Source organism: Chitinophaga niabensis (genome assembly GCF_900129465.1).
Lineage (GTDB): Bacteria > Bacteroidota > Bacteroidia > Chitinophagales > Chitinophagaceae > Chitinophaga > Chitinophaga niabensis.
Genome location: NZ_FSRA01000001.1, coordinates 1,074,630 through 1,094,975, shown reverse-complemented (window position 1 = coordinate 1,094,975; position 20,346 = coordinate 1,074,630). Strand labels below are relative to the sequence as shown.

Sequence of the window (20,346 nt, the reverse complement as noted above, 5' to 3'; positions counted from 1 at the left end):
GATGGAAAACGGCAGCCTCTTACCACACCTGTTCAGAACGGAATACCGGAAGATAGTATCCGTACTCTGCAAACGTTTTGGATTTGAACAGATAGAGATCGCTGAAGATATCGCCAGCGATACCTTCCTCACCGCCACACAGGCCTGGGGATTAAAAGGCCTGCCCGAAAACCCCACCGCATGGCTGTATAATGTAGCAAAGAACAAAGCAAAGAACTACCTGCAGCGCAGCACATTCTTTGAAGATAAAATTTCAGCGGAGCTAAAGAACAGCTCCGCTGAAATAACGGAAACAGACCTGGACCTTTCCCCGCAAAATATCAACGACAGCCAGTTACAGATGATGTTCACCATCTGCCATCCGGCTATTTCCGGCGAATCGCAGATCGGCCTGTCACTTCGTATCCTTTGCGGTTTTGGGATTGAAGAAATAGCAGATGCTTTCCTGACGAGTAAGGAAACCATCAATAAACGGCTCTTCCGTGCGAAAGAAAAACTACGGGAAGAAGGTATAAAGATGGCGTTCCCCGGCCCTGCTGAAATAGAGCAACGGCTGGAAGCTGTGCTCACCACCATCTACCTGCTGTTCAATGAGGGATACACCAACCTCCGTAAAGAGATCTGCCTGGAAGCCATGCGGCTTTGCATTATGCTGGTGGAGAACAACAGTACCAATACTCCTCCCGTGAATGCACTACTGGCGCTCATGTGCTTTCATGTCTCCAGGTTTGAAGCCCGTTCCGGCACAAATGGAGAACTGATCTTGTATGAAGAACAGGATACCGGTCTCTGGAATACAGACCTGATCAGTAAAGGCGCTTACTTTCTCCGTAACTCCGCCAGCGGAAAGGTTACAAAATACCACCTGGAAGCCGGCATTGCTTACTGGCATACCCAAAAAGAGGATACGAAGGAAAAGTGGGAAAGCATCCTGCAAAACTATAACCGCTTATTGCAAATTGCCTACTCCCCTATTGCCGCACTCAACAGAACTTATGCGCTTTCAAAAGCAAATGGTAAACCGGAAGCCATTCAAGCCGCAGAGAAACTGGAGCTGACCGATCATCATCTCTATTATGCGCTATTGGGTGAACTATACACGGAGATCAACAACACAACTGCAAAAGCCCATTTTGCCAAGGCCATTTCCATGGCTAAGAACAAGGCGGAAAAGGAAGCCCTTCAGCGAAAAATGGCGCTTATCTAAAAAACAACCTGTCGCAATTCCCCCCAAAAATGTCGCTTCTCACCATCAGCCGTTTTTTTTCCCTGCCCTACATTTACAAGGCAATTAAAATAAGGCATAACATGGAAACCTCATTCTTAGAGAAAGACATTAAAGTCTTTTATGTAACCGCAACTTCTTTCCCGGAAGGCGTGCTCACAGCGCACGAGCAACTGCATAACATGGTGCCCTTCTCCACAAAAAGGGGCTACTTTGGTATATCCCGCCCTGAAAACGGCGAAGGCATTGTTTACAAAGCTGCTACAGAAGAAACCTTCCATGGGGAGGCGGAGCAATATAAATGTGACACCCTCATCCTCAAAAAAGGAAAGTACGTGCAGATCATCGTTAAAAACTATGTGAAAGATATCGCTTCAATAGGAAAGGCATTCGACAAACTGCGGGAACAACCGGGCTTAGATCCCCAGGGATATTGTGTGGAGTGGTATTTGAACGATAAAGACGTTAAATGTATGATCAGGCTGGAGAAGTAAGCAGTTTAACAAACGCCTTAAGGTCCGCCGCAAATAATTCCGGCTGTTCCATCGCAGCAAAGTGCCCTCCTTTGGGCATATCATGCCAGTAACGCACATTATATCCTCTTTCCACATAAGTTCTTGCAGGGAAACCCACAGGGTATTTATAATGTGCTATCCCTACCGGCACATGAATAAAATCATCCTTTCCGAACCGAAACGGTTCTTTTGCTATTTCGCCATACAGGTGTATGGAAGAGTATATGGTTTGCGTTACCCAGTATAATGTAACATTCGCCAGCAGCTCATCACGGTTAAATAGTTCCTCAAGTGGCCGGGAGGGATCTGAAAAGCTGCGGAAGATTTCCAGCAACCAGGCACATAAGCCTGCCGGTGAATCGTTCAGGCCGTAAGAAAGTACCTTTGGCTTGGTGGTATGTACCTGCGCATAAGCACCTTCTGCTTTGAAAAACTCAGTAATCTGCTGCTGCGCTTCTTTTTCCGCTGCAGTTAATTCTTCTCCCGGTGGCAGATACGGCTGATAGCTAAAAGGAATGTAGTTCAGATGTAAGCCTAGCAGGTGCTCCGGGTAATTCATGGCCATACGCGTTGAGATCATGGCCCCGAAGTCACCACCCTGCGCAATAAATTCCTCATATCCCAGCTCCCGCATTAACTTTACCCAAAGCCCGGCCATCAATGTAGCATTAACACCCGGCCCTTTTGGTTTATCTGAAAATCCGAATCCTAATAAAGATGGTATCACGAGGTTGAAATCCGTTGTTAACAGCGGGATCACCCGCAGCATTTCCAGGAAGGAACCCGGCCATCCATGGCTGATAATAACCGGCAAAGCAGCAGCTGATCCACTTTTAATATGCAGGTAATGTATCTTGTATCCATCTATTTCAGTGATGAACTGTGGATAAGCATTGATTGCAGCTTCTGTTTTCCTCCAGTCAAAATCACCAGCCCAGTGATCTGCCAGCTCTTTTAGATCTTCATGCAGCCATCGTGTAGCCAATATCCTGCTTTTAAGATCATCCAGAACAGACTGGTCAATATCTACGCGAAATGAACTTGTTTTCATATACATGCCACCGCAAAATTGCTGCCAGGAGCATATACTGCCGTTTTTAACTTAGAACTTGTAAGCCAGGCTCGCTACAAAATTCCTTGGTTTCTGCGGGTTAACAGACCAGTATCCTATATACCAGGTTTCCCCGGTAATATTATTCACATTCACAGCAACCCTGATCTTTTTTGAGTTATAGAACACGGAACCATTCAGCAATGCATAAGATGGCAGATCAAATACACCCGTCTTACTATTGTCGATCACGCGGTATTTACTGCCGTAATTTCCACCGAGGCCAAGCCCAAAATCCTTCAGTGCGCCATGCGTGAATTTATACGTTGCCCATAAATTAGCGAGGTTCTGAGGCCCCTGGCCACCGGGAGCCCTGCCAGGTTCAGAATAGAAATCATCCGGATCTCCTTCAACTACTTTGATATCGATATGGCTATAGCCGGCAACCAGGTTTAACCCGGGAGCCGGATTAGCATTGATATCAAACTCAATCCCTTTACTGCGTACAGCACCACCCTGGCGGCTATTATATGCGCCATCCGGAATAACCCTGTTGCTCACTTTAGTATTGTACACGGAAACAGTGGCCTGTAATTTATCGTCCAGCAAATTAGCCTTCACACCACCTTCCCATTGATTGGCATGTTCAGGCTTAAATGACTTTATCCCTATCTTATTACCATCCGCATCAAAAACATCTGCCGGTGCTACATTGATGAACGCATTCATATAGTTCGCGAAGATGGACACTTTATCAAGCACAGGCTGATACACCACACCAAACTTAGGAGACACGGCGAATTGCGAGTAACCTTCATCATCATCCGGCGTATTCTTATCATCTTTAGTATCAAAATAATCTGCTCTTAAGCTCACCATCACCATCAAACCAGGCGTAAGGTTCAGCACATTGGAGGCATAAGCACTATATGAACTGTTAACTCTCTTACTGAGGCTTGATCCTGAAGAAGCCAGCAATGTATCAATTGAATACCTGTTTAAAGGTACAGGTGCCGGATAAGGCGCAGAGGCGGCCACATCACCCTGCGGTGTAACAAGCCTTCCCGTTGCCCATCCTGAACCATTGTCTCTAACGCTGCGGTTAAAATAATCCAGGCCTACCAGTAAGCGGTTCCGCATGTTACCGATCTTGAAATCACCATTGAAGTTCTGCTGGATATCCAGGGTCTTTGTGTGTTGGTTTTCATTGTGGAAGTCCTGGCCGTACCAATTGTCGTCCGGCACACTATCATCCCATATATAAGTATAGATCCCGTCTGACTTTACTGTTCCATAGGAAACCACCGTTTGGGAATTCCACTGCTGGGATAACTTATATTGCATTTGCCCCTGCACATTTGTACGGGGATTCCTGATCGTGAGATCGTTGCTGGTAAAAGACAATTTATTATTGAGATTAAACGCTTCTATTGTTTTAGCATGAAGCGGGTCAAACCTGTTTGAATGGAAAAAGACCGGCGGGGCAGCTCTCTTCTCTTCCAGCACTTCCACCATCAGGTCAAACTTCAGCCTGTTGTTCACTTCATAAACAAAGGAAGGTGCTATGTAAAAAGACTTCTTATTACCAGCATCCTGGAAACTTCCTTCTGTATGCAGTGCAGCATTCACACGCATCGCGATCTTCTTTGTTTTACTCAATGGTGTGTTCACATCTACTGTTAACCTGTGCAGGTCAAAGCTGCCGATATTATAAGCCACTTCACCACCAAATTTGTAGTACGGTTTTTTGGTGATGGTATTGATGATACCGCCATAGCCATAGAAACTGCCTCCGAACAATGTGCCGGAAGGGCCTTTCATCACCTGGATCTCTTCAATACCTGCAGGGTCCAGGTTACCGCTGGTTAAGCCGGGTAAACCATTGATCAGGTTAGGTTGCGCCTCAAACCCTCTTAGTGAAAAATAAGTTCCTCCATCCCCTCCGCGGCCTGTGGATTCCCAGGTCCTGGAAAGACCGGGAACATTCCGCATCGCATCATCAAAATTGGTTACCCCCTGCTGCTTCATCAGCTCGGCAGAAACAGAAGTATATACCTGCGGGTTCTCCAGGTTCTTCAGTGGCAATTTTGCCACAGTCCTGGTTTCTCTCCTGGAAGCCTTATCAGATATCGTTACTTCATGCAATTGCGCAGCGTTCGAATTCAGTACAAAATCAACCGTTGCGGTCTGGCCTGCTGCAACCGTTACTGCCTGGTCCTGCGCAACAGCATCCACGGCAGATATCTTCAACGTCCAGTTACCCGGCTTTACGTTCTTAATAATGTATTCGCCTTTCTCATTACTGATAGCACCCTTATTGCTGCGGTCTATCCTCACAGTTACATAAGCGCCCGGCTGGCCATCTCCGGTAGTGAGTTTACCTTTAATGGAACCGGTGGTTTGCGCAAAAAGTGCTGTGACAGAGAACAGGAAAGAGATAAGAAAAAGTAACCTTTTGATCATCAGATTGAACTATTTAAGACTGCAAAATTGGGCTGACGAAAAGGGAACCGTTTTCGCAATCCGGAAATAATATGATCGAATGGGGAAAATGACGTTAACGTGACGGAGCCGGCATGCTTCATTTTGGATACAGGTATAAGGGATCTGGCTACTTTTATCTTCCTGCGTTGCAGCACCTTTGCCCTATGATACAATCAAAAGGATATGCCGCGCAGTCGGCTGAAACAGACTTAGCCCCCTGGGATTTTGAACGCCGGGAGGCAGGCACACACGATGTACTGATAGACATCCTGTATTGTGGCGTATGCCATTCTGATCTCCATGCCATCAAAAACGACTGGTTCCCCGGGATCTTCCCTATGGTACCAGGTCATGAGATAGTTGGCAGGGTCCGAGAGGTGGGGGCACACGTAAAAAAGTTCAAAGCCGGAGAGCTGGTAGGCGTTAGCGTTATGGTGGATGCCTGCCTGGAATGTGAGAACTGCCGTAATAACCAGGAACAATTCTGCCCAACAGGGGTGCAAACGTACAATTCCCTTGGTAAGGACGGCCTGCCCACCTATGGCGGTTATTCAAACAATATTGTGGTACGGGAAGAATTTGTGCTGAATGTTTCTGAAAAGCTCCCCCTTGCAGGTGTTGCCCCTTTGCTTTGTGCAGGCATCACTACTTATTCTCCGCTGCGCAACTGGAAGGTAGGCAAAGGTCATAAGCTGGCAGTGGTAGGTCTTGGCGGCTTAGGCCACATGGCGGTGAAATTCGGTGTAGCCTTTGGTGCAGAAGTTACCATTCTCAGTACCTCCGAATCCAAAAGAGAAGATGCAAGGTCACTCGGTGCCCATCACTTTGTGGTAACAAAAGAGCCTGCACAGCTGGATGCCGTAAAGTCGTCCTTTGACTTCATCCTTGATACGGTTTCCGCTCCGCACGATATCAACCTTTACCTTTCCCTGTTAAAAACAAATGGCGTGTACATTTGCGTTGGCGCACCGGCAGAACCCTATGTGATCCCGCCATTTGGTATCATAGCCGGGAATAAAGTAGTAGCAGGTTCGGGGGTTGGCGGATTAGCCCAGGTCCAGGAAATGCTGGACTATTGTGCGGAAAACAATATTGTTTCCGATGTGGAGATCATTGATATCAAAAACATCCATACAGCCTTTGAACGCATGTTGAAAGGAGATGTACGTTACCGCTTCGTGATAGATATGGCTACAATTGGTTAAATTTGAAAACATGAAAACAGCGCCACATAAAGTATCTATTACGGAAGTACACCGTATCCTGAACCTGCCCGGCCCTGCGCATCCGCTGATGAGCGTGGTGGATTTTGGCGAGGTTACCTGTTATACAGATGTAAGGCTCAAGGCTGCAGCTTATGATTTCTACTGCATCTCCGTGAAGAAGAACTTTTCAGGCAAAATGAAATACGGCCAGCGCTATTACGATTTCGATAATGGGGTGATGACCTTCTTTTCTCCCGGGCAGGTGATCTCCACTGAAATAGATGAACCATATAGAATGGAAGGCTGGTGGCTGTTCGTACACCCCAGCTTCCTCAAAGGTTATCCCTTAGCTAAAACCATCCGTGAATACGGCTTCTTCTCATATGCTACGAGCGAGGCGCTGCACCTTTCGGAAAAGGAAGAAGAGACCATGAACGGTATTATTAAGAATATACTTCAGGAATACAACTCCCCCATCGATAACTACAGCCAGAACGTGATCATTTCACAGATAGCCGTATTACTCAATTACTGCGACAGGTTCTACAACAGGCAGTTTATTACCCGCAAGAATGCCAACAACGACCTGTTAGCTCAGCTGGAAGGATTGCTGGCTGATTATTTTAATGGTGAGCAAGTAAAGGAACATGGCCTTCCTACGGTGCAATACATTTCAGAACAATTGCACGTTTCCCCGAATTACCTGAGTGATATGTTACGTTCTGTTACCGGTATGAATACCCAGCAGCATATCCACCATCAATTGATTGAAAAGGCAAAGGAAATACTTTCCACCACTTCTTTATCTGTGAGCGAAATAGCCTATAGCCTGGGCTTTGAGCATCCACAATCATTCAATAAGCTGTTTAAGAATAAAACGAATGTATCTCCGCTGGCCTTCAGGAACTCATTTAACTAAACTCAATTGTTAAAAACTTGTAACAAATGGGCTTAGATGGCAGGAAGGTTGTTTATTTGGAAAACCAAAAAAACTATGGCCATCAAGGTACTTGTTGCAGAGAATGATGAATTATTAACCCTGGTACTAAAAAACTATCTGAGCGGGCATGGATACGAAGTCTATATCGCCTATAACGGCGAGGCCGCATGGAAACTGTTCAACAAGATAAAGTTTGACATTTGCCTGTTGGATATTATGATGCCCATCTTAGATGGCTATGCGCTCGCCACAAAAATAAGAGCGATCAATAAGCAATTACCCATTATCTACCTGAGCGGTATGATTGCTACAGACGACATAATAAAGGGGTTGGAAACGGGAGCTGATGACTATATGACAAAACCGTATAATTATGCAGAACTGGTGCTGAGAATGGAGGTTTTCCTGAAACGTGCAGCAAGGACCAGCGGAAAGATCTATACCTTCGGAAAGTATGTATTGGATACGGAAAAATATCTGTTAACCACAGGAGATCTGAGAGTAGGGCTACCTATGAAAGAAGTGAAAATATTATCGGTGCTGGCAAAGAACATAAGAACTACGGTAAGCAGGGAAAATATCATACAGGAAGTATGGAACAAATCAGAAGGAAAAATAGAACGCCCGCTGCATATTTTCATCCACAGGATCCGCAAACACCTGAGAGCAGACCCACGTGTAGAAATTGAAACTATCCGGAATGTAGGATACAGGTTACAGGTATTCGATGGTATCAATTGAAGCCTTTACAAAGGCAACCTCACCAGCTGCCCCGTTCTTGCACTTTCGTATATCGCCGTTACGATCTCTACCGACTTACGTCCTTCCCTCCCATCTACCAGTGGCTGCCCACCCGTTCTGATAGCATGGACCAGGTCCTCCATCTGGTACTGATGCCCCGCATAACTGATCGCCATTGGATCTGCCGCACCACCTGTAGAGCTATGTTCACCATTGATGGCATTTTTAATCCGCAGATCTTCCGGTGTTTCATCTGCCAGCTCCCACTTCAGTAAACTGCTTTCTTCCATGATGATAGTACCCGCTGTGCCTGTGATCTCCAAACGTTTTAACGCTCCGGGATAGGCAGCCGTAGAACATTCTATGGTACCCAGCGCCCCACTGGAAAAACGGACAATTGCGGTAACCGTATCTTCCACTTCAATCTCCTTGTGCCGCCTGTTGGCCGTCATGGCCTGTACTGCTTCCACAGGGCCCATGTACCATTGCAACAGGTCTACCGAATGGATCCCCTGGTTCATCAATGCCCCGCCACCATCAAACTGCCAGGTACCACGCCATTGCGCACTTTGATAATATGCTTCACTTCTGCTCCATTTTACATCTACATCCCCAAACACCACCGGCCCGCATCTGCCGGCATCCATGGCTTTCCTGATGTGCCTGCTCGCTTCGTGAAACCGCGAAGGGAACACAACAGCCACTACCACACCTGCTTTTTCCGCAGCTTCGATGATCCTGTCACACCGCTCTGGTGTAACTTCCAGCGGCTTTTCAATAAGGCAGTGTTTGCCGGCTTCTATGGCCTTCAACGCAGGCTCCATATGCACGCCGGATGGTGTGCAGATACAAACAATGTCGATCTCCGGATCGCTCACCATCTCTTCCAGCGTATCAAATACTTTGCAGGGATGTTCTTCAGCAAATACAACGGATCTGTTCCTGTTGATACTGTAGATCCCGGCCAGCTTCGCTCCGCCGGTCGCGGCAATTGCTTTGGCATGTATGCCGGAAATAGCGCCGGCACCAACGATACCAAAACCAAGTTCTGTTTTATGCATATGCAAAATTAAAAATTAAGTTTACTTACATATAGTTATTTTAACAGCTGCTTAATATGCTTATCGTCGTTAATAGCAGATAGTACCCGCTGTGTTTCAGGAAGCACATTTTTATCAGCCTCTTTCTTCAATCCGTTGAATAATCCTGTAAGTCCTGCCTGGCGGAATTGCTCATCCCCCGAAGACAGGAACTGTAACTGCGCAGCCACTTCCTTATCCAACTTCCTTGAGCCGATGATCTGTGATATGTTTTTCACGAATACAAGTTTAGCAGAATCAGGTGTATTAAAGAAGCCGGTGTGTTTCGCCAATTCATCCACCAATTCAAAAGAGGAACCTGTTCCTGCACTCAGTATGGCATTCATGAACCAGGGGTCCTTGTATTTTTTCTCCAGCAGCATTGCGAAGGCCGGCACCACCTGCCTGCCGGATAACTGACCGGCACTTAATGTTGCCTGTAAGGATACAAGGCCTGAGGTATCATTCATCATATGGATCAATTGTGCGGCCAGTTGCGGGAAACGTTCAGAGAGGATAGCCCCGTGTTCCCTCAGCCCTGCATCAACATCTTTCATGGCACTTTGTACGAGACCGGCATCCAGTGCATCAAGTCCTTCAAGTGTGTACAGCGCATGCAGCCGTGTAATTGGGTTTTTATTATCCGTGAACAACGCTCGTAGTGCCGGTATTGCAGAACGGTCTTTACGTTCCAGGATCATTCGTTGTGCATTCAGCCGCCACCAACGGTTGCGATGTGACAGGTAAGTGATCAGCTGGCTCGTTGGCTGCTGACGCATGGCGGGCACTGCTTTCGGAAGTTTCCGTGCTTCGGTGGAAACAATGCGGTAGATCCTGCCCATCTGGTTACCACGCATAAAATCCATGTCTTCCTTAAGCGAATCCGGAATGGACACAGGTGTTTCTATATGCTGCCGGTACATGTCTATCAAATATAGATTTCCATCGTACCCCAGTGTAAAGTTGCAAGGCCTGAACCAACTGTCCGCAGATGCAATAAATTCTCTCTTTTCTTCTTCCACACTACGGGCAGCGCTAAAGAACGGGCCTTCGTTGCCCCTGGTGATCACATCCCTATGCACGAGATTACCTGCTACATCACCTACAAAGTAGGAACCATAGAACGAAGCAGGATAAGCATCTCCCGCATAGATCGTTCCTCCTGAAGCTCCGGTGAATCGTCCTTCTGCATATTCCTTCCTGTTCAGTTTCTTCTCATCGTATTGCTGCTGACGGGCCTTGGTCCTTTCTGCGCGCCACCATGGGGCAGGTGTTGCCTGGTACATGACCGGCTCCGCTGCATAGATGTTCATCACAGATCTGAAGTTCATGTGTTGCTGCCTTTTAAGATACCTGGCAGCTATCGGTGAGGTGGAAATATGTCTTGAATTGTTGGTATAAAAACGATGGCCGAGATCGTCCATTTCCATGCCATACTGCCCTGCCCCGGATTCTGCTTCAAACAGTCCCCTGTCCAGCCTGAACCTGAAATCACCCCCTTTGATCTGCAAGGCAGGAGCTGCAGGATGACGGGCAAAAGTGACCAGGCCTGCCTGCCCTCCGTTGTTGGCATAGATCCAGTTGTCGATACCATACCGCAGGCTGGTGATCTGCGCTTCTGAATTATCTTCAAAAAAGCCGGTGAACAGTACTTCGCGGATATCGGCTCTGTCGTCTCCGGTAGTATCTTTCAGGAAAAGTATTTCCGGCGCGGCAGTTACCAGCAAGCCCCCTTCCCAGGGAAGTATGCTGGTACCACTTTCCAACTTTTCTGCAAATACTACGGCGGTGTCTATCCTTCCATCACCATCCCTGTCTGTCAGTTTGCGTATACGTCCTTTCCCATCGCCGCGGACGGCTTTGTAGGGATAGTCCCCCATTTCAATAACATATGCATTACCTTCTTCATCAAAGGTCAGCTCTACAGGGTCCATCACCTGGGGCTCTGCAGCAAACACTTCTGCTTTGAACCCATTCAGCATATCAAATGTACCTATGGATGCTTCCGGTGTACGGGAACTTTCATATTTCTGTTGCGAGCATGCACACAGCATGATAGCGAAGATGGCGGGCAGCAGTTTCTTGTATCTTTTCATTATTCGGTAATTGTAAGGTCTACTTTTCTTACTGTTTCCTTCTTTCCGTTGAGGCTTACGTTTGCCGCTACGAAGTATACGCTGTACTGTCCGGCTTTTGCGAACTTATACGAGAAGTCCTTTTTCTCCACAGCACTGGTCCCACCCTGGATAGGTGTAGAAAGGTCTGGCCCAAAATCGATCCTGTTCACATTGCTGAAAGCTTGACTGACGATCCAGTTCTCCGTTGCAACCTCTGCTGCATCCGGGTTCAGCGAAAGGTCCGCATGCCGTAATGTAAGTGCAGTAGCACTGGTGGCTGTACGTGAAGTGATCTCCGGGTTCTTTTGTATAACCCTGAATGCGGTGGTCGTCATATTACCCAATGTCTGTTTTCCATTGGAAGTATTGCCGGTAAGACTAAAACCCTGGAAGGTCCACATACGCCAGATACCGTTTGTACTTTGCGGGCGGATGTTATACCGGAAAGCAATGTACAGGGGTTTTCCGGCTACCCTGAGATCACTGAGATCAATCCCCTCTGCCGGTGTAGCCAGGCTGCTGGTGGCAGTTGTGGCAGCTTCCTGTTTAGTAAGGCGGCTTGTTACATCCGTCCAGGTAGCAGCCTGTACAGTTGCAAAAGAAGAATAATCCCCATTGAAATTGCTGGACACCAGTAAAGAAAACATTCCTGTCTGTGGCGTACCGGCACCCTCATTGGCCACTGCACTGTTAAACACCAGGTTAAGCCCTGTTACATCCAGTGTTCTTCCTTCACGGAAATTGTAATCTTTGCCGAACTCTCCCGTGTATACGGAGATCAGTTGCGGATTGCCTTTGAAGCTGAATAGCACAGCTTCGTCTTTTTTAAAGGTAGGAGCAGCGGTACTTACCTCAAAATCAGGAGTAGACAATTCATTGTCTTTATTACAGGCAAAAAGCAAACCCAGGCAAAGTGTATAATAGATGCGTTTCATGATCGTAGTATTTGAGTGATTACCAACCTGGATTCTGCACCAGCGACTGATTCAATGTGATCTCGTGAGAAGGGATAGGGAATAGCACATTCCTTTCCGCCACATTTTCATAGGTCATCGTGTACCAGGGTTGCGTGAGGGGGGATGCCGCGTTATCAGACAACATCATGTTCAGGGTTTGTTTCATTTCCGTAAGGAAAATACCCCAGCGCACCAGGTCTGGCTTGCGCAGCGATTCAAAACACAACTCCCGCATCCTTTCATCCTGGATGAACCTGAGGAAGGTTTCTTTGGAAGATGTTTGCTGTGCGGTAAGCTCCGCTTCTGAAATATTGAATACAGTAGCCGTTGCCGTTGCACCTGCTCCGGCACCTCCACTAATCGTTACAGCCGGCGCAGAAGTATAACTGCCTCTTGTAAAGGCTGCACCGGTAGAAGCATCCGGGCTAAGCGTAATAGCCGTTACACGGCCACCGCTGATAGTAGCTGTTGCTACTGCACCACTGCCTCCCCCGCCTGAAAATGTTACCGCAGGGGCACTGGTGTAACCACTGCCGCCGTTGGTAATAGTAATGGTATTTATACCGGAAGACCATGCTCTTCTTCTCACCTGGTTCACCGCTTCAATAGCTGCGGGAGTAGCTGATCCTTTGGATTGTGTTTCTGCTTCTGCATACATCAGCAATACATCTGCAAATCGCAGGATGGGAAAGTTCTGTGGTGTTACGTAATTAACCCTTGGTGTTACTACTTCATATTCCCTTCTGTATTTAGCAGCATAACGGGCATAAAGCTGAGTATTGGTAGGATTCATCAATGCGGCAGTAGCTACGAACACTTTTGCTCCTGTGGTTGCATTATAGGCAAAGTTGGATACATTCCATTCGCGGCGCACATCACCGGCTTCGTAAGTACGGAAAAGTTTAGCCGTTGTCTGGTGCATGCCATATGCCACGCCTATCACAGAAGCATTGGAAGAAGCCATACCAATGAGGCTGCCGATATTACCGAATGCATTGTTGTTATTTGCGGAACTGCCGTAGAACTCTGCCTCCCAGATGCTTTCACCTACATCATAGGTATCATTTGCATAACGGATAAAAATGTTCTTATAATCCGGATTCAGGCGATGCCCGGATGCCGCATCTGTCATCACTTTTTCTGCCCATTTAGCGGCTTCTGCGTAACGGGTCACCTGGTTTAATGGTGCGCCTGCCATATAGAGGTTCACACGGGCAAGAATACCCCGCACGGCAGACTGGCTTACCTTGCCCCCGAAACCAAGTGTTCTGATCGGGATCACCAATGGTTCTGCCTGTTCCATATCTTTCAGTACCTGTGCATAAACATCAGCCGGGGTAGCTTTTGCCACCTGGCTTTGGGAAGGTGAAAGTGTAGGTTCCAGCAACAACGGCACACCACCAAAATGTTGCACCAGCAGGAAGTAATAATACCCACGCAGGAAAAGCGTTTCGCCGAGTATTTGCTTTCTCCTGGTTTCATCCATCTGTGGTTTACTGATGTTTGCAATAAGTGTATTAGCACGATCTATACCTGTGTATATGGCTTTCCAGAAGCCATCCAGCTCTGCATCGTTCGTACCGTTGGTGTAGGTACGAAGTCCTATTTCCTGGCGTGCATAGAAGGCTTCATCTGCCACCAGGTTCATCCTCGCAGGGTATACACTGCCATATACAGGTCTTGAATACAAGGGGCTGTATACTCCGTTGAGTGCAAGTTCCAGGTGTTCCGCAGTTTGATAATAATTGACGGGAGAAATAAAGTCCGACGGCGTCTGATCAAGAAAATCCTTACAGGCACTAAAGGCCGAGCAGGCGATAATGATGAGAAAACAGATCTTCTTTTTCATTATGAATATATTTTTAAGAGTAGCTTAGAATGTTGCGTTGATGCCTAATACCATTGTTTGTGCCTGTGGATAGGCGGAATAATCGAATCCCCGTGTGAGGGCTGAATTTTTTACGGACACCTCCGGGTCCAGGCCTGAATAGTTCGTCCAGGTAATCAGGTTTTGCGCAGATGCGCTGATGGAGAGATTCCTGATATGCAGCCTGCCCAGGTATTTTGCAGGGATCTGGTAAGCGAGCGAAAGTGTTTTCAAACGCAGGTAGGATCCATCCTCCACTACTCTCGAAGAACCCCTGGCGGTAGGGCCCTGCCCACCTACCCTGAAGTTCTTGTTCGTAGGATTTTCCGGCGACCAGCGGTCTACCCATGATGCGAACTGGTTGGTATGATAACTGTACTGGGAATTACCTTCGAATACAAGACGGTTACCGTTAAAAATATCATTGCCTGCAGACCACTGGAAAAACACGTTGAGGCTAAGCCCTTTATAGAAAAAGTTATTGGAGAAACCGCCTATATGGATGGGTTCCGGCCTGCCTATCACCGTCTGATCAAAATCATTCACGGTGCCATCGCCATTCAGATCACGGTATTTGATATCTCCCGGCCTGATAGATGCACGGGTATTACCATTGGCGGGCACACCAGGTTTAAGTACGTATACGCCGGGAGACGGATTATCAAAGTCAGCATACTGGTACACACCATCAAAAACAAATCCATTAAAAGCAGAGATGGGGCCACCCACTTTAGCCATCCAGAGGTTCGGCGCAGGAGAAAACCCGCCGGACACATTGGAAAATAAAGTACTCGATTCCGTGAGTTCCAATACCCTGCTGCGGTTGAAACTGATATTGAAATTGCTCTCCCATCTGAATGAACCGGTACGCACGTTCACAGTATTCAGCGATATTTCCAACCCTTCGTTGCGGATGCTGCCAATGTTCCTGGTAGTGTTGGCATAACCGGTAGTGAAAGGGATCTGTGCATCCAGTAGCAGGTCCCGCGTAGTTTTGCGGTATACTTCAGCAGTAATTTCTATCCTGTTCTGGAACAGGCCCAGGTCGTAACCGATGTTAGCCAGCTCCGTAGTTTCCCATTTCAGGCCACCATTACCCAGATCAGAAAGCCATGCGGCTGTACCCGGTACCTGGTTGTTGAAAGACACACCATTGAGGCGGTTATCAAAACTGATGCGGTTGTAAGTATCGAAATAACCGATCCTGTTGTTCCCCGAAATACCATAACTAAGGCGCAGTTTGGAATTGGAAATGATACGCGATCGTTTCAGGAAGTTTTCCTCTGCCATGTTCCAGCCCAGTGCAGCGGAGGGGAAATATCCCCAGCGGTTACCTTTGCTGAATTTGGATGATCCGTCCGCACGCATAGTAACCGTGAACAAATATTTCGATCTGTAATTATAGTCCAGCCGGCCGAAAAAAGACTGCAAAGTATAATTACCTCCATTTGCAGTAAGCGCCAGTGCTGTACCTTCATCCAGTCCAAACATCCCCAGTTGTTCGTTAGGAATGAACTGTGCGCTGGCGCCGTAAGTAGTGGTCTTTGCGCCTTCCAGTGAAAAACCTCCCAGCGCAGTAAGCTTATGTACTTTGTTGAAAGTTTTCTCAAAGGTGAGGGTGTTTTCGTTATTCCAGGTATTGTTCTCTGCAAAGCTGAAGTTACCGTTCACCCCCTTTGTGTTCACAGGGCTTTCAGCACCCTGCGGCGTGAGCGAGTTATAGAAGGCTTCGCCACGCGTCTGCCGTTTCCTGTGCCCTCCCCTTATATTTAAGGTGAGGTGATCCAGGATATTATAAGTGATGTAAGCATTGGAGATCAGTTCCCCGATGTTGGCCACGCGGTGTGTATTCTGTGCAGTAATGACGGGATTGATCCGCACGGTGCCGGTACCAACCGGCATATCCTCATCAAAGAGGTCTTCTTCCAGTGAGCTCATATTAGCTCCCACAGGGCGGTAACCGAATACGTTGGCAAAGATGTAGTTCGATACGGTGGAAGTACCGGTATTATTGGCCGCAACAAGACCATGGGAATTAGCATTGCTGTAATTGATATTGATACCGGCTTTGATCTTTTTACTGACCTGCTGGTCCAGCGACACGCGGCCCAGGTAACGTTTGTAACCTGAATTGATGATCAGCGCATCCTGGTTGTTGATCACCCCGGAGATGGAATACTTCGTCTGCTCGTTCCCCCCTCTCATAGACAAACTGTAGCTCTGCATTTTACCCTGCCGGAAGATCTTATCCTGCCAGTTGATCCCTTCTACATTGCGATAGGATTCCAGGGTTTTGCCATTTGTGAAATAAGCCGCATCTGCCAGGCTGGTATTCGTCATTTCCGTTTGCGTTTTCACAAATTCATAAGGGCTCATCATCGGTATCTCTCTCCGCAATTCCTGGATCCCGAGCGTGGTATTGAAAGTGATCACCGGTTTACCAGCCTGCCCTTTTTTGGTTTGTATCACCACTACGCCGTTAGAACCTCTGGCACCATAAATAGCGGTACCCGATGCATCTTTGAGCACAGTGATAGACGCAATGTCTTCCGGGTTGAGGGAATTACTCTGGAAATCTTCCATTGTAAAACCATCTACTACATAGAGCGGCGCGGTACTTTGCGTAAGTGAGCCGGAGCCCCTGATGATGATGTTTTGCCCCTGCCCTGGCTGGCCATCGTTGGATGAAACCTGCACACCCGCAACACGGCCTGCCAATGCTTCCGTGAATGTAAATACCGGCGCCTTACGAAGATCTTCCATTTCCACGCGGCCTACTGATCCTGTAAGGTCTTTTTTGGTGGTGGAACCATAACCGATCACCATCACTTCATTTAGTCCGCGGGCTTCGGATAGCAGGATAATGTTGTAGGTACCTGCTCCCGAAAAACTGGTCTCCTTCTTTTCAAACCCCATAAATGAAGCTACCAGTATGCCTTCGCTTTCAGGTGAAGTGAGCGAATAATAACCATCTCCATTGGTCACCGTTCCTGTTTTACTCCCCTTCACAGATACACTCACACCCGGCACAGGTACTCCCTTTTCATCCGTAATGCGTCCTTTCAATAAAGCCGGTACTGCAGTAGCTGCCTTATTTTCTGCGGCGTTTTTTTTAAAGATGATCACTACATTGCTGCCTGCGGATTCATAACTGAGGCTGCTGTTTGAAAACAGTTCATTGAGCACATCGTCCAGCTTTTGCGCAGTACGATGCATCGTTACCGGTTTGAAAGCAGGTACATCTTCGCTTTTGTAAGTGAAGCGGATGCTGGTGCGGCTTTCGATCTGCTTCAGCGTTTCTTTCAGGCCGGCATTCTCCAGGTCCAGCGATACAACGATCTTATGCAGGTCCTGCCCATAGGCATGAAAAATGTTGCTGAATCCCAGGATACATACAATACAACATATTTTCAGATAGGTGAGCCGGTGTTTGGCGTAAGACGTAATACGCCGCTTTTGTAAGATCCAAGGCATAGTTGAATGTTTTTTGTTGATCGCGAAATGACAGGCAATGAAATTCCATTCCGGTTGCCCAGGGGCTTTGCCGGATGATTGAATGTGTTTATATAAAATGAGTAGCTTAGCGCTTAGTCGATGAAGTATTGCCCACCTTTTTCTTCCAGTTTTGCAGCCGTGAGCTTACACAGTATTTCCAGCGCCCTCTTCACACCAATGTCCCTGCTGAAAGATGTGATCACCAGTACCTGCTTCAGTTGTTCATTCCTGATAGTAATGTCTACATTATAGACCCTTTCCATATCGCTGATGATGTCTGCAAAACGGACTTCCTCATACGCCAGGTGGCCTTGCTGCCAGGCGCCTACCAGGTCATTATTAACCTCGTCGTTCTCATCCCGGCCGTTTATTTTGCTCACCTTTGTTTCCTGCCCTTTTATTAAAGTGGAGATCAGTTTGTTTTGTTTCAACACCTGTACCTTCCCGCTTTTTACGGATACCGTTACATGCTCCTGCCCTTCATATGCTTTTACATTGAAGGAAGTACCCAGCACTACCGTTGTAACAGTGCCGGTGTGAATGATGAAAGGAGTTTCCGCTGCATGCTTTACTTCAAAGAAGGCTTCCCCTTTGAGATATACCTCTCTTTTATCTTTCCCGAATTCTTCAGGATAGTCGATCGTGCTGGATGCGTTCAGCCATACCTGGGTACTGTCGCTCAGCAATAAGTATTTGTGTTCTGCCTTATCCGTAAATTTCTTCACCACAGCCATTTCACCTGCCTGTTGTTCAGACCGGGAGAGCAGGAAAAATGTGGCACTGGCAATTGCAAGGCATAAACATGCTGCTACCGGCCATAAGCGAAGGACCATCACGGAAGGTTTACGATATTCATCCATTTCCGTGTAGGAGCCCTGAGTGCTCTTCATTTCTTCTGAAACTCCCTGTTGCAGGTTTCTTTCTCCCGAACTCAGCCCCTCTTTTATCTCTTCATAAAAATTCCGCATGAGTTCATCGATCTCCCCGTCATGCTCTCCTGCCTGGATAATGTTCATCAGTTCATCCAGTTCCTCCCTGGTAGACCTGTTGTGATAATACTGTTCAATAAGGTAAATGATACGTTCTCTCATGGTACCCCGGGTCTGTTGATGCAATGAATGATTAAGTACGTGTGTATTATTAAGTAGCTTGAGGCGGTATGTATTTCCTATCCGGTTTTTAGATATTTTTAATCATCAGGTGTCTTCTTTAATGGAATCAAGCAATACTTCCGCGGCTGGCTTAACTTTCCCGGCTGCAAAGAACCCTGCCGTGATATAAATGACCAGTGATACAGAAATAGGTGCAGCCAGCCCCACTGCCATATTATCCGGCAACAGGAGTTTGGTGGCAGCAAACGTAAGCAGTCCTCCACTGATAGACAATAAAGCTGCCGCACTCCCGCTACGTCTGAAAGCCGGCAATAGCCCCAGGATCATTGGCACCGCAGTAGGCCCGATCAATGAAGAGAACCAGCTGATGATCAATCCCAGCACACCGCCAAAAGAACCGGATTCAAAAGCAATGATCAGGGTACACAATACGAACAGGAAAGTAGTAAGCCTGGCCATCACCAGCATTTTCTTCGGCTGAAAGTTCCGTGCCTTTTTATAGAACACCGGTAAGATATCTCTTGTGATCACCGCGGAAATAGTATTCGCATCCGCTGCCGTCATAGCCAGCGTGTTCCCGAACATGGAAGCCAGCAGCAGGCCAAGAAGTCCGTGTGGCAGGAATTTCAAGGCCATCAAAGCATAAGACTGGGTTGGATCGGGAAGGTCTTTCAGGAAAACAGGCGCCGCGAACATCGGAAAGAACAGCACCAGCGGCCATATGAGAAATAATAAAGTAGAAAGGCCGGCGGCTTTCCTTGCATCAGAACCTGAGGGTGATGAAATGAACCGTGTAGCAAAATGCCAGGTACCACCACTGAAACTGAAAAAGCAGATCACCATAAACGAGATAGAAAACAAGGGAGAGTAAGGCCCGTTAAACATGGTGCTGTGTGAAGGAGGCAAGCGGTCCCACATAGTGAAGATCCCCGAAAAACCATCCCCAAGCTGTGTCAGCACCATCACCAGCATAAAGATCCCGGCAACAAACTGTATGATAAAAGATGCCAGATCGTTCACCACATCGGCCCACAAACCACCTAATGTAATATAGAAGATGCTGATCATCCCTGTTACCGCAATACCTGTGCTAATGGGAAGCCCTGTAAAAGCATTCAGCAGGATCCCTATAGATGCCCATTTGGCACCCACATCAAATAGTTTAATGATCACTCCGCTCCAGGCCATCACCTGCTGTGTAGGTAAGTTATAACGTGCTGCCAGGTATTCCGTAGGGGATTGAATGTTAGTTTTAGTTCTCAGCCTTGCCCAGCGCGGAGCAATCAGAAAAGTAGTTCCCACCATGGCGATGGCAATGCTCAGCGCCCACCAGATATACAGTGTAAAACCATAATTATAGGCAATAGCCGCATAAGCCACAAACACGGCCCCGCTGTAGCCGGACACATGATGCGAAATACCTGAAAGCCACCAGGGCAGCTTGCCTCCGGCAGTATAAAAATCGGCGGAAGATTTGATCTTTGTATATCCCCAGATCCCCATCATAATGAGGAGCAAAAAATATCCTGCCAGTACGAAATAATCGACTTTTTCCATGT

Annotated in this window: 14 protein-coding genes; 5 read left to right on the top strand and 9 right to left on the bottom strand. The window is 47.3% G+C overall.

Annotated elements, in window-relative coordinates; genetic code table 11:
* Position 1 precedes the first annotated feature (1 nt).
* Complete coding sequence (locus BUR42_RS04110) at positions 2-1,207, top strand: RNA polymerase sigma factor (protein ID WP_074238023.1); 1,206 nt, start codon at positions 2-4, stop codon at positions 1,205-1,207.
* 101 nt (positions 1,208-1,308) lie between these two features.
* On the top strand, positions 1,309-1,719 hold the full coding sequence (locus BUR42_RS04105) for a transcriptional regulator (protein ID WP_074238022.1): 411 nt from the start codon (positions 1,309-1,311) through the stop codon (positions 1,717-1,719).
* Here the strand turns inward: BUR42_RS04105 and BUR42_RS04100 are convergent.
* On the bottom strand, positions 1,703-2,797 hold the full coding sequence (locus BUR42_RS04100; protein ID WP_234979605.1) for an epoxide hydrolase family protein: 1,095 nt from the start codon (positions 2,795-2,797) through the stop codon (positions 1,703-1,705). The two genes, BUR42_RS04105 and BUR42_RS04100, sit on opposite strands and share 17 nt — an antisense overlap.
* Positions 2,798-2,842: 45 nt before the next feature.
* Positions 2,843-5,254, bottom strand: coding sequence for a TonB-dependent receptor (locus BUR42_RS04095; RefSeq protein ID WP_074238021.1), 2,412 nt, complete (start codon positions 5,252-5,254; stop codon positions 2,843-2,845).
* A 185-nt stretch (positions 5,255-5,439) separates the two neighbouring features.
* Between BUR42_RS04095 and BUR42_RS04090 the strand changes: the two genes are divergently transcribed.
* The 3 genes from BUR42_RS04090 to BUR42_RS04080 all read left to right on the top strand — a co-directional run bounded on the left by BUR42_RS04090 (position 5,440) and on the right by BUR42_RS04080 (position 8,161).
* Positions 5,440-6,480, top strand: coding sequence for an NAD(P)-dependent alcohol dehydrogenase (locus tag BUR42_RS04090; protein ID WP_074238020.1), 1,041 nt, complete (start codon positions 5,440-5,442; stop codon positions 6,478-6,480).
* A gap of 10 nt (positions 6,481-6,490) precedes the next feature.
* Positions 6,491-7,399, top strand: a complete 909-nt coding sequence (locus BUR42_RS04085) for a helix-turn-helix domain-containing protein (RefSeq protein WP_074238019.1) — start codon at positions 6,491-6,493, stop codon at positions 7,397-7,399.
* Positions 7,400-7,474: 75 nt separating this feature from the next.
* Positions 7,475-8,161 carry a response regulator transcription factor gene (locus tag BUR42_RS04080; RefSeq protein ID WP_074240429.1) on the top strand — a complete coding sequence of 229 codons (687 nt, stop codon included), beginning with the start codon at positions 7,475-7,477 and terminating at the stop codon, positions 8,159-8,161.
* 5 nt (positions 8,162-8,166) lie between these two features.
* Here BUR42_RS04080 and BUR42_RS04075 read toward each other — a convergent pair whose 3' ends face one another.
* The 7 genes from BUR42_RS04075 to BUR42_RS04045 form a co-directional block, all read right to left on the bottom strand.
* Positions 8,167-9,222 carry a Gfo/Idh/MocA family protein gene (locus BUR42_RS04075; protein ID WP_074238018.1) on the bottom strand — a complete coding sequence of 352 codons (1,056 nt, stop codon included), beginning with the start codon at positions 9,220-9,222 and terminating at the stop codon, positions 8,167-8,169.
* Between the two features lie 35 nt (positions 9,223-9,257).
* Positions 9,258-11,336 (bottom strand): PVC-type heme-binding CxxCH protein, encoded by a 2,079-nt coding sequence (locus BUR42_RS04070; RefSeq protein WP_074238017.1) that lies wholly within the window; start codon positions 11,334-11,336, stop codon positions 9,258-9,260.
* A complete protein-coding gene (locus tag BUR42_RS04065) occupies positions 11,336-12,292 on the bottom strand; it encodes a DUF5017 domain-containing protein (protein ID WP_084185366.1) in 957 nt (318 codons plus the stop codon). Before BUR42_RS04065 ends, BUR42_RS04070 begins: the two co-directional genes overlap by 1 nt.
* Before the next feature lie 19 nt (positions 12,293-12,311).
* Positions 12,312-14,162 (bottom strand): RagB/SusD family nutrient uptake outer membrane protein, encoded by a 1,851-nt coding sequence (locus BUR42_RS04060; RefSeq protein ID WP_074238015.1) that lies wholly within the window; start codon positions 14,160-14,162, stop codon positions 12,312-12,314.
* Between the two features lie 24 nt (positions 14,163-14,186).
* Positions 14,187-17,654 (bottom strand): SusC/RagA family TonB-linked outer membrane protein, encoded by a 3,468-nt coding sequence (locus BUR42_RS04055; RefSeq protein ID WP_084185364.1) that lies wholly within the window; start codon positions 17,652-17,654, stop codon positions 14,187-14,189.
* 113 nt (positions 17,655-17,767) lie between these two features.
* Positions 17,768-18,766: a FecR family protein gene (locus tag BUR42_RS04050; protein ID WP_074238014.1), complete on the bottom strand. Its 999-nt coding sequence runs from the start codon at positions 18,764-18,766 to the stop codon at positions 17,768-17,770.
* A gap of 105 nt (positions 18,767-18,871) precedes the next feature.
* Entirely contained in the window at positions 18,872-20,344 is a 1,473-nt protein-coding gene (locus BUR42_RS04045) for a sodium:solute symporter family protein (RefSeq protein ID WP_074238013.1), read from the bottom strand.
* Positions 20,345-20,346 lie beyond the last annotated feature (2 nt).